Source organism: Amycolatopsis sp. cg5 (genome assembly GCF_041346955.1).
In the GTDB taxonomy this organism is placed as follows: domain Bacteria; phylum Actinomycetota; class Actinomycetes; order Mycobacteriales; family Pseudonocardiaceae; genus Amycolatopsis.
Window position 1 is genome coordinate 9,127,272 of the sequence record NZ_CP166849.1, and the last position, 16,632, is coordinate 9,143,903.

At 68.7% G+C, this 16,632-nt stretch carries 18 protein-coding genes; 7 read left to right on the forward strand and 11 right to left on the reverse strand.

The genetic code is table 11. From position 1 onward, the window contains the following. Positions 1–40 precede the first annotated feature (40 nt). The 4 genes from AB5J62_RS41530 (at position 41) to AB5J62_RS41545 (ending at position 4,375) form a co-directional block, all read left to right on the forward strand. Positions 41–1,384 (forward strand): LPXTG cell wall anchor domain-containing protein, encoded by a 1,344-nt coding sequence (locus AB5J62_RS41530; protein WP_370945534.1) that lies wholly within the window; start codon positions 41–43, stop codon positions 1,382–1,384. Then, on the forward strand, positions 1,381–2,136 hold the full coding sequence (locus AB5J62_RS41535) for a hypothetical protein (protein ID WP_370945535.1): 756 nt from the start codon (positions 1,381–1,383) through the stop codon (positions 2,134–2,136). Before AB5J62_RS41530 ends, AB5J62_RS41535 begins: the two co-directional genes overlap by 4 nt. A gap of 111 nt (positions 2,137–2,247) precedes the next feature. Then, complete coding sequence (gene lysA, locus AB5J62_RS41540) at positions 2,248–3,537, forward strand: diaminopimelate decarboxylase (RefSeq protein WP_370945536.1); 1,290 nt, start codon at positions 2,248–2,250, stop codon at positions 3,535–3,537. A gap of 64 nt (positions 3,538–3,601) precedes the next feature. Then, a complete protein-coding gene (locus AB5J62_RS41545) occupies positions 3,602–4,375 on the forward strand; it encodes an intradiol ring-cleavage dioxygenase (RefSeq protein ID WP_370945537.1) in 774 nt (257 codons plus the stop codon). A 1-nt stretch (position 4,376) separates the two neighbouring features. Here the strand turns inward: AB5J62_RS41545 and AB5J62_RS41550 are convergent, their stop codons facing one another. Beyond that, on the reverse strand, positions 4,377–5,876 hold the full coding sequence (locus AB5J62_RS41550; RefSeq protein ID WP_370945538.1) for an aldehyde dehydrogenase family protein: 1,500 nt from the start codon (positions 5,874–5,876) through the stop codon (positions 4,377–4,379). A gap of 33 nt (positions 5,877–5,909) precedes the next feature. Further along, positions 5,910–7,037, reverse strand: a complete 1,128-nt coding sequence (locus tag AB5J62_RS41555; protein ID WP_370945539.1) for an MFS transporter — start codon at positions 7,035–7,037, stop codon at positions 5,910–5,912. 323 nt (positions 7,038–7,360) lie between these two features. On the opposite strand from AB5J62_RS41555, the gene AB5J62_RS41560 reads away from it, so the two are divergent. Further along, positions 7,361–8,290 (forward strand): DUF5937 family protein, encoded by a 930-nt coding sequence (locus AB5J62_RS41560; protein ID WP_370945540.1) that lies wholly within the window; start codon positions 7,361–7,363, stop codon positions 8,288–8,290. 21 nt (positions 8,291–8,311) lie between these two features. After that, on the forward strand, positions 8,312–8,947 hold the full coding sequence (locus AB5J62_RS41565) for an MBL fold metallo-hydrolase (protein ID WP_370945541.1): 636 nt from the start codon (positions 8,312–8,314) through the stop codon (positions 8,945–8,947). Here AB5J62_RS41565 and AB5J62_RS41570 read toward each other — a convergent pair. Genes AB5J62_RS41570 through AB5J62_RS41580 form a run of 3 tightly spaced genes read right to left on the reverse strand, consistent with a single transcriptional unit; the run spans position 8,919 to position 11,054 of the window. Beyond that, positions 8,919–9,635, reverse strand: coding sequence for a DUF2334 domain-containing protein (locus tag AB5J62_RS41570; protein ID WP_370945542.1), 717 nt, complete (start codon positions 9,633–9,635; stop codon positions 8,919–8,921). The genes AB5J62_RS41565 and AB5J62_RS41570 overlap by 29 nt on opposite strands. A gap of 37 nt (positions 9,636–9,672) precedes the next feature. After that, complete coding sequence (locus tag AB5J62_RS41575) at positions 9,673–10,173, reverse strand: NADPH-dependent FMN reductase (protein ID WP_370945543.1); 501 nt, start codon at positions 10,171–10,173, stop codon at positions 9,673–9,675. Continuing rightward, a complete protein-coding gene (locus AB5J62_RS41580; protein WP_370945544.1) occupies positions 10,170–11,054 on the reverse strand; it encodes a phosphoribosylaminoimidazolesuccinocarboxamide synthase in 885 nt (294 codons plus the stop codon). The genes AB5J62_RS41575 and AB5J62_RS41580 overlap by 4 nt, the downstream gene beginning before the upstream one ends. A 35-nt stretch (positions 11,055–11,089) precedes the next feature. Here AB5J62_RS41580 and AB5J62_RS41585 point away from each other — a divergent pair, with 35 nt between their 5' ends. Beyond that, positions 11,090–11,887 carry an S-adenosyl-l-methionine hydroxide adenosyltransferase family protein gene (locus AB5J62_RS41585; RefSeq protein WP_370945545.1) on the forward strand — a complete coding sequence of 266 codons (798 nt, stop codon included), beginning with the start codon at positions 11,090–11,092 and terminating at the stop codon, positions 11,885–11,887. Here AB5J62_RS41585 and AB5J62_RS41590 read toward each other — a convergent pair. From AB5J62_RS41590 to AB5J62_RS41615, 6 genes are all read right to left on the reverse strand, one after another. Then, positions 11,770–12,657, reverse strand: a complete 888-nt coding sequence (locus tag AB5J62_RS41590) for an MOSC domain-containing protein (protein ID WP_370945546.1) — start codon at positions 12,655–12,657, stop codon at positions 11,770–11,772. The genes AB5J62_RS41585 and AB5J62_RS41590 overlap by 118 nt on opposite strands. Positions 12,658–12,761: 104 nt before the next feature. Next, on the reverse strand, positions 12,762–13,502 hold the full coding sequence (locus AB5J62_RS41595; RefSeq protein WP_370945547.1) for an amino acid ABC transporter ATP-binding protein: 741 nt from the start codon (positions 13,500–13,502) through the stop codon (positions 12,762–12,764). Further along, entirely contained in the window at positions 13,499–14,263 is a 765-nt protein-coding gene (locus AB5J62_RS41600; RefSeq protein WP_370945548.1) for an amino acid ABC transporter permease, read from the reverse strand. Before AB5J62_RS41600 ends, AB5J62_RS41595 begins: the two co-directional genes overlap by 4 nt. Then, positions 14,260–15,036 carry an ABC transporter substrate-binding protein gene (locus tag AB5J62_RS41605; RefSeq protein ID WP_370945549.1) on the reverse strand — a complete coding sequence of 259 codons (777 nt, stop codon included), beginning with the start codon at positions 15,034–15,036 and terminating at the stop codon, positions 14,260–14,262. The genes AB5J62_RS41600 and AB5J62_RS41605 overlap by 4 nt, the downstream gene beginning before the upstream one ends. 9 nt (positions 15,037–15,045) lie before the next feature. Next, entirely contained in the window at positions 15,046–15,810 is a 765-nt protein-coding gene (locus AB5J62_RS41610) for an ABC transporter substrate-binding protein (RefSeq protein ID WP_370945550.1), read from the reverse strand. A 4-nt stretch (positions 15,811–15,814) separates the two neighbouring features. Continuing rightward, on the reverse strand, positions 15,815–16,627 hold the full coding sequence (locus tag AB5J62_RS41615; protein ID WP_370945551.1) for a substrate-binding periplasmic protein: 813 nt from the start codon (positions 16,625–16,627) through the stop codon (positions 15,815–15,817). Positions 16,628–16,632 lie beyond the last annotated feature (5 nt).

The window sequence follows — 16,632 nt, forward strand, 5'->3', positions numbered from 1 at the left end:
CCGTCTGTACGCTGAGTCAAGTACTCGCAATGGGGGTTTCATGACGACGGCCGTGCGCCGATCGCTCGTCGCGGTAGCGAGCGCATCACTGATCTTCACCGGCTCGGCCTTCGCGGCCGCCGCGGAGCCGACGCCACACGGCAAGGAGATGTACGCGGCCACGCACTGGCTCGCCGGGCAGCTCGCCACCGCGGCCGACGTGGCCGCCTTCGACAAGGCGAATCCCACCAAGCCGGGTGGCCTGGTCGAGAACACCCTGCCCGGCAAGGGCGGGGCGACCGACTGGGACGTCACCATCGACGCGCTGCTCGCGTTCCAGTCGACCGGCACGGAGGCGGCCGCCATCGGCAAGATCGCCGCCGCACTGCCCGCCGGCGTCAAGGGCTTCATCGGGCCGGACAAGGATCACGTCGCCGCGATCGCCAAGGAGATCATCGCCGCCAAGAGCACCGGCCGGAAGCCCGAAGACTTCGGCGGCGTCGACCTGCCCGCGGCGCTCGGCGCGCTGATGGTGAAGGGTGAAGAGGGCAGCAACGTCGACGGCAAATACGGCAAGACGAGCACCAACGCCGACCAGGCGCTCGCGATCATCGGGCTCGCCAAGGTCGGTTCCGTGCCGCGCCGGGCTCTCGCGTACCTGACGTCCCAGCAGTGCCCGAACGGCGGCTACCGGCTCGGTGGCGACGTCGAGGACGACAAGCAGCCCGCGTGCGCCGCCGACGGCGAGGCTGACGCGGCCACCAGCGCCTTGGTGCTGCAGGCGTTGCACGAGGCGTACCAGCCCGACGAGCTGGCGAAGCCTGTCGAGTACCTCGGGAAGGCGCGCGACGCCTCCTCGGGCGGTTTCAAGGACGCGAAAGACCTGAACGCCGTGGTCACCGGGCTCGCGGGGCAGGCGCTGTGGGTCACCGGCAACGTGGTGCTCGCGGAGCCCGCGGCCGACTGGGTCGCGAGCATGCAGGTCACCAAGGACGCCGCGAAGCTGTCCGGGGACGCCGGCGCGATCGCGTTGAACAAGACCGCGTTCGACGACGGCGTCACCAACGCTCAAGACGGCAAGATCGCCGCGAACTCGCGCGCCGAGTGGCGGGCCTGGACCGCACGTGCCGTGCTCGCGATGACCACGACCGGCCTCGGGCACACCGCGCCGGAGCTCGTGCTCCCGGCGGAGCAGACCGAGACCACCACGTCCTCACCGACCGACACCACGACCAGCACGCCGACGACCACCACGACGACGACCTCGACGGACACCTCGACCTCGGGGTCGCCGAACCTGGCGGATACCGGGTTCTCCGCGCCGACCGGTTTGTTCGCCGGGCTGGGCCTGCTCGTCTCCGGCGCCGCGCTCGTGCTGCTGACCAGGCGGCGGCTATCACGATGAAACTCGCCCACCTGCTCGCCGCCGCCGGAGTGCTGTTCGCACTCACCCCGGCGCTGCCCGCTTCGGCGAGCACGCCCGGGTACTGCAAGACCGACGACGGCGTGACGGTCGTCGTCGACTTCGGCGAGCTCGGCGGTGAGGTCGTGGTCCGCTGCGCGCCGGGTGTGCAGCGCAGCGGGCTGGCCGCGCTGCAGAGCGCGGGCATCGCCGTCGTCGTGGCGGAGTCGAACGTCTGCCGGCTGCAGGGCAAGCCGGAAGCCTGCGACGGCGCCCAATGGTCCTATTGGAACGCCTGGAACGGCGGCGCCTGGGCGAAGAGCCAGCGCGGGCCGTCATCGTCGATGCCGCCGCTGGGCACCTTCGAAGGCTGGTCGTTCGGCAAGGCGGCGCCGCGGTTCACGCCGTCCCGGCCGGTGCCGACGCCGAGCCCGACACCGACTCCGCGTCCCCAAGAACACGCCCCCGACCCGCGCGCCGGCGGTGGGGCCCCGGTTGTGCCGGTGCCGCAGGGCGCACCACCCGCACCGCCGGCGACGTCGAGCGCGCCTGCCTCGAGCAGCGTGCCCCCGCCGTCACCGTCTCCCTCGGAAGTCGCGCTCGACGAGGGCGCACCGCGGGAGACACAGCAGCACGCGACACAGGCCAAGGCCGCCGAGCCGGTCGAGTTCCCGTGGCTGCTGCTCGTCGGCGCGATCGTGGTCGGCAAGGTGATCGCCTTCCTGCTCTGGCGGCGCAAGCGAGTGCCGTACTGAGCCGTGACGGGGGTTACTCGCGCGTAAAGGACGCGTCAGCGGGGGCCACCATGGCGTCAGCGAAACGTTGCCAAGACGGCTGACGGGCTCTCCGCGCGCTGTGCTGGCTGCATGACGCTCAGCGAGCTACTGCCCAGCCTTGATATCGGCACTCCCGAGGAAGCCCAGTTCGCGGGCGTGCCGATCAGCCATCTCGCCGCCCGCTTCGGCACGCCGCTCTACCTTCTCGACGAGGACGAGGTCCGGTCGCGGGCCCGTGCGTACCGCGCGGCACTGCCCGACGCCGAGATCGCGTTCGCCAGCAAGGCGCTGTGCACGCGCTCGGTGCTGCGCTGGGTCGCCGAAGAGGGCCTTTCGCTCGACACCTGCTCGGCGGGCGAGATCGCCGCCGCCAGGTCCGTCGGCTTCCCCGCCGAGCGGATCCTGTTGCACGGCAACGCGAAGACCCCGGAGGACCTCAAGGCCGCGCTCGAATACGGCGTCCGCCGGATCGTGCTCGACTCGCTCGACGAGATCGAGCAGCTCGGCGCGCTCGCGCACGGCCGCCAGCAGGTGATGATCCGCGTGACGCCCGGCGTGCGGGCCGACACGCACGCCGCCATCACCACCGGCACCGAGGGCCAGAAGTTCGGCTTCTCGTTGCTGGACGGTGTTCGCGACAATCTCGCCGCCGCCGTCAGCGCGGTGCTCGCGCAGCCCAGCCTTTCCTTGGTGGGCCTGCATTGCCACATCGGCTCGCAGGTGTCGCGTGTGGACCGCTACGAAGAGGCGGCCAGGCGGATGGTCGACGTGCTCGCCGGCGTCCGCACGGCGTACGGCGTCACCTTGCGCGAGCTCGACCTCGGCGGTGGCCATGCCGTCCCGTATCTGCCCGGCGACACCGACTTCGACCTCGACGGCTACGCGCGGCGCCTGCGTGTCGCACTCGCCTACGAGTGCTCGACGCGCGACTTTCCCTTGCCCCGCTTGACGATCGAGCCGGGACGGGCGATCGTCGGCCCGGCGGGCATGACCGTCTACCGGGTGTGCGCCGTCAAGCGCGGCAGCAAGACGTTCGTCGCGGTCGACGGCGGCATGAGCGACAATCCGCGGCCTTCCTTGTACGGCGCGAAATACACCGCGCGACTCGTCGGCAGGCACTCGCGCGCGCCACGACGCCCGATGAGCGTCGTCGGCCGTCACTGCGAATCGGGCGACGTGCTCGCCGACCTGCTGCTGCCGGACGACATCCACCCCGGCGACCTGCTCGCGGTGCCGTGCACCGGCGCCTATCACCACTCATTGGCCTCCAATTACAACCTCGTCGGCCGCCCGCCGCTGGTCGGTGTCCGCGACGGCATCGCGACCATGCTCGTCCGCCGGGAGACGGAAGAGGACCTGTTCGCCCGCGACCTCGGCTGAACCGACAGCGAACGGATAGCCCGTTCACAGGTTCGGGACAGCCCGGCCACCCAAACTCGACTTCATGGACAACCACGACAGAGGCCTCGCCTACGACCTCAAGACGCTGTTGAACCGCAGGCGCGCGCTGTTCCTGCTCGGAGGCGCGAGCCTGACCGCGCTGGCCGCCTGTTCGTCCGCCGAAACCACAGCCACCGCTACGACGACCACTGTAAAGGCGTGCACCGACAAAATCCCCGAGGAGACCGCCGGGCCGTACCCCGGCGACGGCTCCAACGGGCCCGACATCCTCACCACGAGCGGGATCGTGCGCGGTGACATCCGGTCGAGCTTCGGTTCCGCTTCCGCTGTGGCGCAAGGGATTCCGCTCACGATCAAGCTGAACCTGCAGAAGGACTGCGCTGCCTACGCGGGTGCCGCGATCTACCTGTGGCACTGCGACATGGACGGCAAGTACTCGATGTACTCCCAGGGCGTCACAACGGAGAACTACCTGCGCGGCGTGCAGGAAGCCGACGCGAATGGCGCGGTGACGTTCCAGAGCATCTTCCCGGCCGCCTACTCCGGACGCTGGCCGCACATCCACTTCGAGGTGTATCCGGACCTCGCGCAAGCCACCTCGGCAGGCACGAAGTCCGTCACCTCACAGCTCGCGCTGCCCGAGGACGTCTGCAAAACCGTTTACGCGACAAGCGGTTACGAGACCAGCGTCCGCAACATGAGCCAGACGTCGCTGGCTCGGGACATGGTGTTCCGTGACGGCACCGAGCATCAGCTCGCCACCGTCACGGGCGACGTGAACTCCGGCTACACCGCGACACTCACGGTCGCGGTCTGACTCAGCGCTTCCCGTGCAGGATGGTGATCAGCTTCGCCACCAACGCGTCCGTGGATTCCTTGCGGGAGAACGAGGTCAACGTCATCGGCGCCTTGTACTTCTGGCGCGCGATGGCCTTGGAGCGGGCGAACTCGCGCAGGCCCTCCGGGCCGTGGATCCGGCCGAAGCCCGAGTCGCCGACGCCACCGAACGGCAGCGAGGCGATGCCCGCGAAGGAAAGCGGCGCGTTGATCGAGGTCATGCCGGACCGCAGCCTGCCGGCGAGTTCGAGTCCGCGTGCCTTCGAGAAGACCGTGGAGCCCAGGCCGTAGCGCGTGTTGTTGGCGCGGTCGACTGCCTCGTCCATGTCGCGAACCTTGGCGATGGTGACCGTCGGGCCAAAGGTTTCCTCTTGCACAGCCTCGGAATCCTCCGGCACGTCGACGAGCACGGTCGGCTGGACGTACCGGTCGCCGACCGATTCGACGCCGCCGAGCACCGCCTTGCCGCCGCGGGCGAGCGCGTCTTCGATGTGGCGCTTGATGACCGAGATCTGCGAAGGCATGGTGACCGGGCCGTACTTGGCCTCGACATCAGAGCCGGCGCGGACGTCGCGGGACTTCTCGACGACCTTGGCGACGAACTCGTCGTGGACCTTTTCGTGCACGTAGACGCGTTCCACGCCGATGCAGGTCTGGCCGGAGTTCGAGAAGGCGCCCCACACGGTCGCGTCGGCGGCGGCGTCGAGGTCGGCGTCCGCGTCGACCAGCACCGGGTCCTTGCCGCCCGCCTCGATGATGACCGGGGTCAGCGTCGCGGCGGCCGCGGCCATGATCTTCTTGCCGGTCGCCGTCGAGCCGGTGAAGGCGATCTTGTCGACGCCCGCGCCGACCAGCGCCGCGCCGGTCTCGCCGAAGCCGGTGATCAGCTGCAGCACCGGGTGCTCCGGCACGACCTCGGTGAAGGCGTCGACCAGCCACTTGCCGACACCGGGGGTGTACTCGCTCGGCTTGAAGACGACCGCGTTGCCCGCGGCGAGCGCGTAGGCGATCGAGCCGAGCGGGGTGAAGACCGGGTAGTTCCACGGGCCGATCACGCCGACCACGCCGAGCGGCTGGTATTCGACGGTCGCGGCCTGGTTCGACATCAGCAGGCCTGCCGAGCGGCGCTGCTTGCCGAGCACCTTGCGCGCGTGCTTGCCCGCCCAGGCGATGTGCTCGATGCCGAGCACGGCTTCGAGCTGGGCGTCCGCGAGCGGCTTGCCGGTCTCGTCGCGGACGACCTGGCACAGCTGCGGCAACCTGCGGGTGATGACGCCCTTCCAGCGGCGCAGCCGTTCGGCCCGGCCGTCGAAGCCGAGGGAGGCCCACCAGGCCGCGGCCGCGCGTGCCCGCGCGATGGCGGCTTCGACCTCGGCGGCGGTGTGCACCGGATAGGTGCCGACCACCTCGTCGGTCGCGGGGCTGAGCGAGTCGAAGGTCTCACCGACGCTACTGCTCGGCTTCGGCTGGACGGCGGTCATCGGCGTCTCCCGTGGTCTCGGCTGCCAACCAGGCTACGACGTTACTGACACTGTGCCAACTACCGCTCGTCGCGCCCGCCCCGTCAGCATTCCACAGGTCGCGGCCGCTGCCACCACGCCGAACAGGGGTGACATCCACAGCGGAAGCACCCCGACGGCCAGCGAGCCGAGACCGAATCCGGTGGCCTGGACGGTGTACGTGACCGAGAAGCCTTCTGACCTCCTACTTTCCGGTAACAAAGCCTGGAGGTTGACCAAGGCCGTGGTGACCAGTGGCCCGGTGCACAGGCCGACCAGTACGACCCCGGCAATCAGTCCGACCCACCCGAGATTCACCGCGACAATCGTGCCGCCGACCACGAAGCCGCCGAGAAGGACACGGGCGTCTCCGCTGGCATTGCGCCAGGCATATGCCGCATTGCCCGCAATGCTCGCGCCACACAAAACGGCCATGACCAGCGCGGACATCCCCGCGGGCGCGCCGAGCCGCTGCACGAGCGGCAGCGTCGCGACCTCGATCGTCGCCAGCAGCAGCCCGACGGTGAACATGCACGCCAGCCACGGCACGCAGGCTTTGAGAGGTACGTCACTCCGCTCGGCGTGCTTAGGCGTCGCTTGCCGCTTTGGCACCAGGCCCGCGGACAGCAGACATGCCACCGCCATCACGACCAGCGGCCAGAACGGCCCGCCGAGCACCGCGACCAGCGCGGGCCCCGCGATCAGCACACTTTCGAGGATCATCACGTCGATCGAAATGGCCCTCGGCAGATCGCTCGCGTCGACCGTGCCCGCCAGCAACGCGCGAAACCCACCGGACAACCCACCGCTCGCCAACCCCGGAACCACGGCGACGACGAGCAGCGCGACCTGGTTGCCGGCGTCCGCGAGCACCGCCACGGCCGCGAACCCGGCCGCGACGGTCAGCAGCAACAGCACGAGTCCCCTCGCGACACCGATCCGGTCCAACAGCCGCCCGGCCGGGACCGCGCCGACCAGCTCGGCGACCACGAACACCGCCATCATCACGCCACCGAGCCGATACGACCCGGTCGTCGCCGTCGTCAACATCGTGAACGCGAGCGGCGCCATCGCATTCGGCAACCGCATCAGCTGAACCCCGGCCGACCAGCGCCAATACGCCCCGTTCCTGAGCAAACCCATGCCCAGACGCTGCCGTCCACCACCTGGCCGCGCATACTGATTCGGCCATACCCAAATCTCTGCGCTCCCAGGTCCCGAAAGCGTCTTTCGGTCCCTCCCAGGTGCCGAAAGCCGCATTGGGGCCCTGGCACGACCCGAACGACGCATTGGGGACGTGGCAGGACCCGAAAGACGCATTCGGGACGTAGGAGGACCCGAACGACGCATTCGGGACATGACAAGCCCGAAAGCCACTTTCGGCAGATGAGACCTGACGAAAGCCACTTTCGGGGTTTGGGACCTGGCGAGAGCGGCTTTCGGGGTAGGGATGAGGTGGGGGCGAAGTGATCGAGTTGGTTTTCGATGGGGTGAGTGCGCAGCGGGTGAGGTTTGGGATCTCGCCGCTGGAGGAGGTGCTCGGGGCTGTGCAAACGGTGCTCGGGCGGCGGGGGCATCCGAGTCAGCCGGAGTGGCTGAGGCAGCCGCGTGAGTTGCCCGTGGAGCTTGCCGCGGTGTTGGGGGCGCGGCACTACCTCACCGACTTTCTGTGTCCGCCGCCCAGCGGGCCCGAGACCACGGCGGAGGCGCAGCTCGCCAGGGTGCGGCAGACGCCGCCGGAGCAGGTCGCGCAGGAGCTCGCCATGGTCGACGCCGATCTCAGCGGACTGCCACGGGACCCCGCGCGGGCGCGTGATCTGCTGGCCGATCAGCTCGAGCAGGTGTGGGCCGAGCTGGTCGAGCCGCATTGGCCGCGGATGCATCGGCTGCTGGTCGCGGACATCGAGTATCGGTCGCGCAGGCTTGCCGAGCAGGGCGCGACCGCGGTGTTCAAGGATCTGCATCCCAGGCTGAGGCTCGTCGGTGACACCTTGCTGATCGACATCAAGGATCGCAGCCGTATCGAACTCGAAAGCCTGCTGCTGATTCCGGCCGTCTTCGGCTGGCCGACGCTCGGGGTGATCACGTTGCCGCCGTGGCAGCCCGCGATTCTCTATCCGGCGCGCGGCGTCGCGGAACTTTGGGCCAAGAGGGCCGAACCCAGTGACGCGCTCGCGAACATTCTCGGGCGGACGAAGGCCGCATTGGTCGCCACGCTGGACGAACCGGCGAGCACGCAAGCGCTCGCGATCAGACTCGAACTCTCAGCCGGGACGGTTTCCGAGCATCTCACCGCGCTCAAGGCGGCCGGTGTGCTCGACACGACGAGGCGCGGGCATGCGGTCCACTATCGGCGAACCGATCTTGGCGACGCGTTGCTGCGAGGCATAGTCTAAGCGGGAGAAGGGAGCTTCCCCATGCGTATTGTCCATTTTGGACACTCTTGCGTACTGCTGGAGACCGAGTCCGCCCGTATCCTGCTCGACCCCGGCACGTTTTCCGAGGGGTTCGAGAACGAGCGTGAGCTGGACGCGATCCTGATCACGCACCAGCATTTCGATCATCTCGATGTGACCAAGCTGCCCGCGCTGCTCGCAGCGAACCCGAACGCCCAGCTGATCGTCGATCCCGGTTCGGTCACCGAGGTCGAGAAGCTCGGTGTCGAGTTCCGGGTCGCGCATCCCGGCGACGCGTTCGAGTTCGCGGGCGCGGTGGTGAACACCGTCGGCGGCGATCACGCGGTGATCCACCCGGACATCCCGGTCGTGCCGAACATCGGCTACGTCGTCGACCACGGCGCGTTCTATCACCCCGGCGACTCGTTCTTCGTGCCGGAGCAGAAGATCGATGTGCTCGGCCTGCCCACCGGGGCGCCGTGGCTCAAGGCGAGCGAGGCCGTCGACTTCTTCCGTGCGGTGCGCCCGCGCGCGGCGGTGCCGATCCACGAGCGCACCTTGGCCAACCCAGCGATGATCTACGGCCTGTTCACGAACCTCGCGCCGCAGGGCGCCGAGGTCCGCGTGCTCACGCCTGGAGAGCCGGAGAAACTTTGAGTTTCGCGTAGGTGGTGCCGAAGGCCCGGTTTTCCAAGGCGACGTCGACCGCGTCGAGCAGCGCCTGCCGAAGACCGGGCCTCGCCAGGTCCGACGCCTCGACGCCGAGCCGGACCAGACCGCCACGCCGTGCGGCGCGGGCCGTTGCCAACACCAAGGCGAAGCAGCGGATGGTCTCGGTGCGCTGCGACTGGCTCGCGAACTCCTGGACCCGCGCGCGGCGCAGCTCGCCGGTCTTGAGGTCGCGCACGCCGTATTGGTCGGCGCAGAGCTGGAAACCGTGCTCTCGCAACGCGTCCAGCGTGCCGGACGAGGCGAGCCAGCGCGGCGGCGCGAAGCCGTGCGGGGTCAGGCCGGTGTTCTCCATGGCGGCCTTGGCCGCGATGAGACGCAGTCGCGCCTCGTGCGCGCCGAGCGCGGCGAACTCGGCCTTGCGGGCCAGGCTCACCACGGGACGGTCGGTCGGTGCCACCCGGTGGTCGTGGCCGTGCAGCAGCAGGCCGTCACCTCGGGCGGTCCGCTCACGGACCCATTCGGTGACCGGGCCTTCACCGGTGCTGGCCGGGTAGAGCACGGACAACGGCACTTGACGGCGTTCGAGCTCCGCGGCGAGGTCTGCGCAGCGGTGAAGCGTCCGGGGCGTCACTCCGGCGAGGGAAACGACCAGTTCAGCGTCCACGCTCCCCATTGAGCACGCGTTCAGTGACAGCGACCTGACTCTGAGGTTAAGCGGGCACGAGTTTCGCGACTACATCTGCGATCCGGGCACGCAGGTCCGGGTCGGTCACCCGCCCGCCGCTCATCGACTCCGGCGGCAGCGGGATGTGCGCGACGGCGTCTTCGACGATCTGGGTGCCCGCGTAGCCGAGCACGGTGCGCAGCGACGCGTGCGCGCCGTCGGCGCCGCGCATCGAGACGTTGATCCAGGCGACCGGCTTCTGGTAGATCTCGCCGCCGCCGATCGTCCAGTCCAGCAGGTTCTTGAACGACCCCGGCAGCGCGCCCGCGTACTCCGGCGTGCAGAACAGCACCGCGTCGGCGGCACCGATCGCCGAGCGCAGCGCGGCGACGGCCGGGTGCAGCGGCTCGGCGTCGTCATCCGGGTTGAAGTGCGGCAGCATCGCCAAGCCGTCGAAGAGCACCGAGTCGGCGAAGAGCTCGTGCACGGTACGCAGCGCGGCCGCGTTGGAGCCCGCGCGCAGGCTCCCCGAGATCAGCAGGATCACGCGGGCCAGTCTGCCAGCGAACGGCCGGAAATTCGTTCGTACGCTTCGACATAACGCGCCCGCGTCGCCGCGACGACCTCGGCGGGCAGCGGCGGCGGCTGGGTGTTGGACTTGCGGTCCCAGCCGGATTCGGGGCCGGTCAGCCAGTCACGCACGTACTGCTTGTCGAACGAGGGCTGCGAGTGGCCGGGCTCGTAGCTGTCGGCCGGCCAATAGCGGGACGAGTCGGGGGTGAGCACCTCGTCGCCGAGCACCAGCGCGCCGGTGGCGTCGCGGCCGAACTCGAACTTGGTGTCCGCGAGCAGGATGCCCCGCTCGGCGGCCAGCCGGGCGCCGCGCTCGTAGATGGCGAGGGTGGCCTCGCGGATCTCCTCGGCCTGCTTGAGCCCGATCTGCGCGGCGACGTCGTCGAACGTGACGTTCTCGTCGTGCTCGCCGATCTCGGCCTTGGTGGCCGGTGTGAAGATCGGCGTCGGCAACTTCGCAGACTCGGGCAGGCCGTCGGGCAGCAGCACGCCGCACACCGCGCCGGTACGCTGGTAGTCGGCGAAGCCGGAGCCGGTGAGGTAGCCGCGGGCGACGGCCTCGACCGGTTCCATGGTCAGCCTGCGCACGATCAGCGCGCGGCCGCGCACCTCGGCGGGGATCCGCGGGTCGTCGTGGGCGACGAGGTGATTGGGCAGCAGGTCGGCCAGCTGCTCGAACCAGAACACGCTCATCGCGGTGAGCACGCGGCCCTTGTCCGGGATCGGCGTGTCGAGGATGAAGTCGTAGGCGGAGATGCGGTCGGAGGCGACGAGCAGCAGGTGGTCGTCATCGACCGCGTACAGCTCTCGTACCTTTCCGGCTGCGATCTTCGGGTAGTCCGCGAGGGTGCTCACGCATGCACCCTAGCTGTCGGGAGGATGATGCCTTGATGGCGTATGACTGGATCTCCTTGACGACCGACTACGGCCTGTGCGACGGATTCGTGGCGGCCTGCCACGGCGTGATCGCGCGTATCGCTCCCCTCATCCGGGTGATCGACGTCACCCACCAGGTGAACCCCCAGCAGATCCGGCCCGGTTCGACGGTGCTCGCGCAGACCGTGCCGTTCCTGCCGGAGGCCGTGCACGTGGCGGTGGTCGACCCCGGTGTCGGCACCGACCGCCGCGGCGTCGTGGTGGTGACCCCGCGTGGCCTGCTGGTCGGCCCGGACAACGGCCTGCTGCTACCGGCGGCCGAGGCGCTCGGCGGCGCCCGCGAGGCGTACGAGCTCACCAACCCCGACTACCGCATGCCGCACGTCTCGGCGACCTTCCACGGCCGCGACATCTTCGCTCCCGCCGCCGCGCACCTGGCGCTGGGCGTGGCGCCGTCGGCGTTCGGCAAGCCGGTGCACGACCTGGTCGTGCTGCCCGAGCCGCGGGTCGACGCGCAGCCGGGCAGGCTCACCTCGGAGGTGCTGACGGTCGATCACTTCGGCAACGTGCAGCTGGCGGCCACGCCGAACGACTTCGACAAGGCCGAGCTCAACGGCCCGCTGTACGTCCACCGTGGACGCAAGACGCTACGCGTGGAGTTCGCCCGCACTTTCGCTGACGCGCCAACGGTTCTCTACGCCGACTCGGCTGGACGGCTAGCCGTCGCCGTCAACGGCGGCTCGGCCGCCTCGGTGCTCGACGCCGTGCCTTCCCAGGAGTGCACCATCACCTCGTCGCCCAGCGACAGCTGACCTGGCCGCAGCACCATCGCCTTCATCCCGAAGGTGACTCCGCCTTCGGGATGACGCCGGTAATCGGCGAGCGTCCGAGTCGGCTCCGGGCCGCATTTCCGCCCGGTCTCCTGGTCGATCGTCGGCACCGCGCAGCGCACGCACAACTTCGCGTAGCCGAACTCGGCCGTTCCCGCGCTCATCACACGAACGCGGTCCTCGGTGTGCGGCTCCGGCCATCCGGAGACGACGACGTTGGCGCGGAACCGGTCCATCGGAACGGGTTCCGCGCCACGAGAGGAAATTCGCTCACTCAGTAAGTCCAAAGAGGACTCGGAGGTGACGAGAACGGCGTGCCCGTCGGCGAAGCCCGCGGTGCCCGCGCGCTCGCCGTTGGTCACGCGGTCATGGTCCGACGACACCCGCACCAGCACCGAGGCCTGACCGAGCACGGTCGAGAACCAGTCCGCGGCTTCGGCGCCCTGGTCGACGCCTTTGCCTTGCCAGGTGAAGGTGGCGGCCGGGTGCCGAGGCCCGTCGAAGAGCACGTCGAGCTCGAAGTCCTCGATGCCGGGAGCCGACAGTCGCAGCTTGCGCCCGCCGTCGAGCACCTCGGGTTCGATCGCGGCCATCATCGGATGCCTGCGCTGGCTCCGGAACGCCCCGTCGGCGCCCATCGCCATGAACACCCGGTCGTGCTCAAGCCCCGCCGGCGTGACCTCGGCCGAGCGCACGACGGTGCCCCGGCACCCCTTGACCGGGTAGTACACCAGCTCCGAGATCTTCGCCATACCCGCAGGTTACCCGGCGCAACCCGGGATAAAGCAGGCTTTACTCCGTGAGATAAAGCCCGCTTTATCCCGGGGAGTAAAGCGGGCTTTATCCCGGCGTTGGGTTAGAGGACCTGGGAGAGGAAGCGCTGGAGGCGCGGGCTTTGCGGGTCGTCGAAGAGTGCCTCGGGCTTGCCGAGTTCGACGACCTTGCCGCGGTCCATGAACGCGACCTCGTCGGCGACGCCGCGCGCGAAGCCCATTTCGTGGGTGACCACGAGCAGGGTCAGGCCGCGCTCGGCAAGGCCTGCCATCAGGTTCAGGACGCCCTTGACCAGCTCGGGGTCCAGTGCGCTGGTGGCCTCGTCGAACAGCATCACGTCGGGGTCCATCGCCAGTGCCCTGGCGATGGCGACGCGCTGCTGCTGCCCGCCCGAAAGCGCGGCTGGCCGATATGGCGCCTTGTCCGCCAAGCCGACCTCGGCGAGCCGGGCACGCGCGATCTCGGCCGCCTCTTCCTTGTCGAGGCCCTTCACACTGCGCAGCGGCAGCGTGATGTTGTCCAGCACGGTCCGGTGGCCGAACAGGTTGAAGTGCTGGAACACCATGCCGACGCGCTGGCGGAGCTTGTCGGGATCAGTGTTGATGACGCTCTCGCCGTCCAGCAGCAGATCGCCGGAATCGGGCTCCTGCAAGCGGTTCACGCACCGCAGGAGCGTCGACTTGCCCGAACCCGACGGCCCGATCACGCAGGTCGTCTTGCCCTGCTCGACCTTGAGATCGACCCCGCGCAGCACCTCCAGGGTGCCGAACGAGACGTGGATGTCGCGCAGCTCGACGCTGGCCGAATGGATCGCCGTCGTCATGGCCGCACCTTCCCCGAAACCGTGAGCTCGTCGAGTTCGTCGCCCGCGTCGGGGTCGGTCTCGACCTTACGACCGGTACGCAGCCGCTTGTCGATGAAGTTGACCAGATGCGTCAGCGGGACGGTGATCACCAGGAACACGAAGCCGGCCGCGACCAGCGACGACAGGTTCCCGGTGTTGGCCGCCATGTCCTGGCCGATCCGGAACAGCTCACGCTGCTCGGCCAGCAGGCCGAGCACGTAGACCAGGCTGGAGTCCTTGACCAGCGCGATGAACTGGTTCACCAGCGCCGGCAGCACCCGGCGCACCCCCTGCGGGATGATCACCAGCAGCATCGACTTGGTGTAGGTCATCCCGAGCGCGCGGCTGGCCTCCAGCTGCCCCTTCTCCACGCTCTGGATACCGGCGCGGAAGATCTCGCCGATGTACGCGGACGCGATCAGCGACAGCGCGAGAATGCCCAGCGGATACGGGTTCGTGCCGACGATGTCCCGCGCGAGCGTGCCGAGACCCTGGCCGATCAGCAGGATGGTCAGGATCGCGGGCAGCCCGCGGAAGATGTCGGTGTAGATCCGCGCAGGCCAGCGCAGCCAGCGTTTCGTGGACAGGCCCATGACCGCGAGGACCATGCCCGCCAGCGTGCCGATCAGCGCCGAGGCGACGCTGAGGATCAGCGTGTTCAGCAGCCCGGTCGTGAGCAGATCCGGGAACACCTTCCAGATGTATTCCCAGTTCAGGAAGGTGTTGAGAAAGTCGTTCACTTGGCCTTGAACTCCGCCGGGATCGGAGCGCTCGGCTCGAACTGCTTGATCAGCTTCTCCAGGGTGCCATCGGCGATGACCGCCTTGAGCCCTTCGTTGACCTTGTTGATCAGCTCGGTGTTGCCCTTCTTGAAGGCGAAACCGTGCGGCAAGGTCGTGGTGATCACCTTGGTGACCTTCAGCTTCGCGTCGGCGTTCTTGGCCGCGTAGTCCTCCGCGGTCGCCTGGTCGAACACCGCGGCGTCGACGGCCGAGGTCTTCAGCGCGGCCAGCGCGGCCGCGTCGTTCGGGAAGCGGACGACCTGCGCCTGCGGCGAGTTCTCGCCGAGCCAGGTGTCGGAGACGGTGCCCTGCACGACGCCGACCCGCTTGCCTGCCAGCGACTTCTCGTCGGTGATCCCGGCGCCGTCCTTCGCTTCGATGCCGAGCGTTTGGTAGTTGTACGGCGACGAGAAGTCGACGGTCTTCTTGCGCGGCTCGGTCTGCGAGATGCCGGCGCTGCCGATGTCGAACGTGCCGCCCGCGACCTGCCCGAGCAGCGCGGAGAACTCGGTCGCCGCGAACTCCAGCTTCAGGTTCTGCTTCGCGGCGATCGCGCGCAGCACCTCGTTGTCGAGGCCGGTGAAGTTGCCGTTCTCCTGGTAGGCGTTGGGCTTGGAGTCGCTCAGCGTGCCGACCCGCAGCGTCTTTTCGCCGCCGCTGTCACTGCCTCCGCAAGCCGTGAGCACGGCGAGCAGGGCCGCGGTGATCCCCGCGACCAGTGTCTTCCTCATCGAGACCCCTTAACCCTTGAACTCAGCCGGCACCGGCGCGGTCGGCAGGAACTGGTTGTGCAGCTTAAGCCAGGTGCCGTCCGCGATCACCTCTTTGAGGCCCGCGTTGACCTTGTCGAGCAGCTCTTTGTTGCCTTTTTTCACCGCGAAGCCGTGCGGGATGTCCAGCGAGAACGACTTGACCACCTTGAGCTTCGCGTCGGGGTTCTCGGTGACGTTCTTCTCGGCGATGCTCTGGTCGAGGATGTACGCGTCGACCGAGGCCGACTTCAGCCCGGCCAGCGCCGCGGCGTAGTCGGGGAACCGGACGGCCTGCGCGGCGGGCACCTTGTCGGTCAGCCACTTGTCGCCGACGGTGCCCTGGATGACGGCGACGCGCTTGCCGGCGAGCGAGGCCTCGTCGGTGACCGGCGTGCTCTCCTTCGCCTGGATGCTCATCGTCTCGTAGTTGTAGGCCGCGGAGAAGTCGACGGTCTTCTTGCGCTCGTCGGTCTGCGCGATGGCCGAGCTGCCGATGTCGAACCGGCCGTTGTTGACCTGGCCGAGCAGCGCGGAGAAGTCGGTCGCGGTGAACTCCACCTTCAGGTTCTGCTTGGCCGCGATGGCCCGGAGCAGCTCGTTGTCGAAGCCGGTGAAGACGCCGTCTTTGAGGAAGATGTTCGGCGGCGCGTCGCTGAGCGTGCCGACCTTGAGCGTCGCCTCACCCGAGCCGGAGCCGCCGCCGCAGGCGGTCAGCGAGAGCAGGAGAGCGGCCGCGAGAAGTGCCTTGCGCATTGGTTCAGACCCCCGGGTTCTGGACGGGCAGACCGGGGCCGCCCTGCTCGAGTTCCTTCGGCAGCGGCTCGGTCTTGAAGAATTGTGCGTGCAACCGCGCGACCGTGCCATCCGCGACCGCCTTGGCCAGCCCGTCGTTCAGCTTGGCCAGCAGGTCCTTGTCCTTCTTGGAGACGGCGAACGCGGACGGGGTGTCCTTGGTCTCGACGGTGTAGCCGAACTCCAGCGGAACGGCCGGGTTCTGGTCGAGGTACTTCTGCCCGATGTCCTTGGGCACCACCCATCCGTCGAGGGTGCCGTTCTTGAGCTGCGCGAAGCCCGCGTTGTAGTCGGGGAACCTGACCACCTCGGCGCCGCCGACCTTGGTCGCGAAGTCGTCCTGGACCGAGGCCTGCACGACGCCGAGTCGCTTGCCCGCGAAGGCGGGCAGCGCGGTCAGCCCGGCGCCCTTCTTCGTGACGATGGTGGTGAAACCGGTGCTGTAGCCGTTGCTGAACGCCACGGTCTTCTTGCGTGCTTCGGTGGTCGAGATCGTCGAGCTGCCGATGGCGAACTGGCCGTTCGCCACATTCGCCAGCAGGCTGGCGAACTCGGTGCCGACGAACTGGACCTCGAAGCCCTCGCGCTTGGCGATGTCACGCAGCAGTTCGTTGTCGTACCCGGTGAAGTTGCCGTTCTCCAGGTAGATCGACGGCGGCGCGTCCGTGAGCGTGCCGACCCGCAGCGTTTTGGGCCCGGAGTCGGCGGAGGTACCGCAAGCGGTGAGAGCGAGCGCCACGGTAGTGACGGCAAGGATTTTCGACAGCGTGGATCTCATGGGGC

Bases quoted from the DNA above. Each gene is read 5' to 3' on its own strand.
- AB5J62_RS41590 (WP_370945546.1), bottom strand. From the start codon at position 12,657: ATGGCGAAGATCTCGGAGCTGGTGTACTACCCGGTCAAGGGGTGCCGG.
- lysA (WP_370945536.1), top strand. From the start codon at position 2,248: ATGACGCTCAGCGAGCTACTGCCCAGCCTTGATATCGGCACTCCCGAG.
- AB5J62_RS41605 (WP_370945549.1), bottom strand. From the start codon at position 15,036: ATGAGGAAGACACTGGTCGCGGGGATCACCGCGGCCCTGCTCGCCGTG.
- AB5J62_RS41570 (WP_370945542.1), bottom strand. From the start codon at position 9,635: ATGGGGAGCGTGGACGCTGAACTGGTCGTTTCCCTCGCCGGAGTGACG.
- AB5J62_RS41550 (WP_370945538.1), bottom strand. From the start codon at position 5,876: ATGACCGCCGTCCAGCCGAAGCCGAGCAGTAGCGTCGGTGAGACCTTC.
- AB5J62_RS41585 (WP_370945545.1), top strand. From the start codon at position 11,090: ATGGCGTATGACTGGATCTCCTTGACGACCGACTACGGCCTGTGCGAC.
- AB5J62_RS41615 (WP_370945551.1), bottom strand. From the start codon at position 16,627: ATGAGATCCACGCTGTCGAAAATCCTTGCCGTCACTACCGTGGCGCTC.
- AB5J62_RS41535 (WP_370945535.1), top strand. From the start codon at position 1,381: ATGAAACTCGCCCACCTGCTCGCCGCCGCCGGAGTGCTGTTCGCACTC.
- AB5J62_RS41565 (WP_370945541.1), top strand. From the start codon at position 8,312: ATGCGTATTGTCCATTTTGGACACTCTTGCGTACTGCTGGAGACCGAG.
- AB5J62_RS41555 (WP_370945539.1), bottom strand. From the start codon at position 7,037: ATGGGTTTGCTCAGGAACGGGGCGTATTGGCGCTGGTCGGCCGGGGTT.
- AB5J62_RS41610 (WP_370945550.1), bottom strand. From the start codon at position 15,810: ATGCGCAAGGCACTTCTCGCGGCCGCTCTCCTGCTCTCGCTGACCGCC.
- AB5J62_RS41595 (WP_370945547.1), bottom strand. From the start codon at position 13,502: ATGACGACGGCGATCCATTCGGCCAGCGTCGAGCTGCGCGACATCCAC.
- AB5J62_RS41530 (WP_370945534.1), top strand. From the start codon at position 41: ATGACGACGGCCGTGCGCCGATCGCTCGTCGCGGTAGCGAGCGCATCA.
- AB5J62_RS41545 (WP_370945537.1), top strand. From the start codon at position 3,602: ATGGACAACCACGACAGAGGCCTCGCCTACGACCTCAAGACGCTGTTG.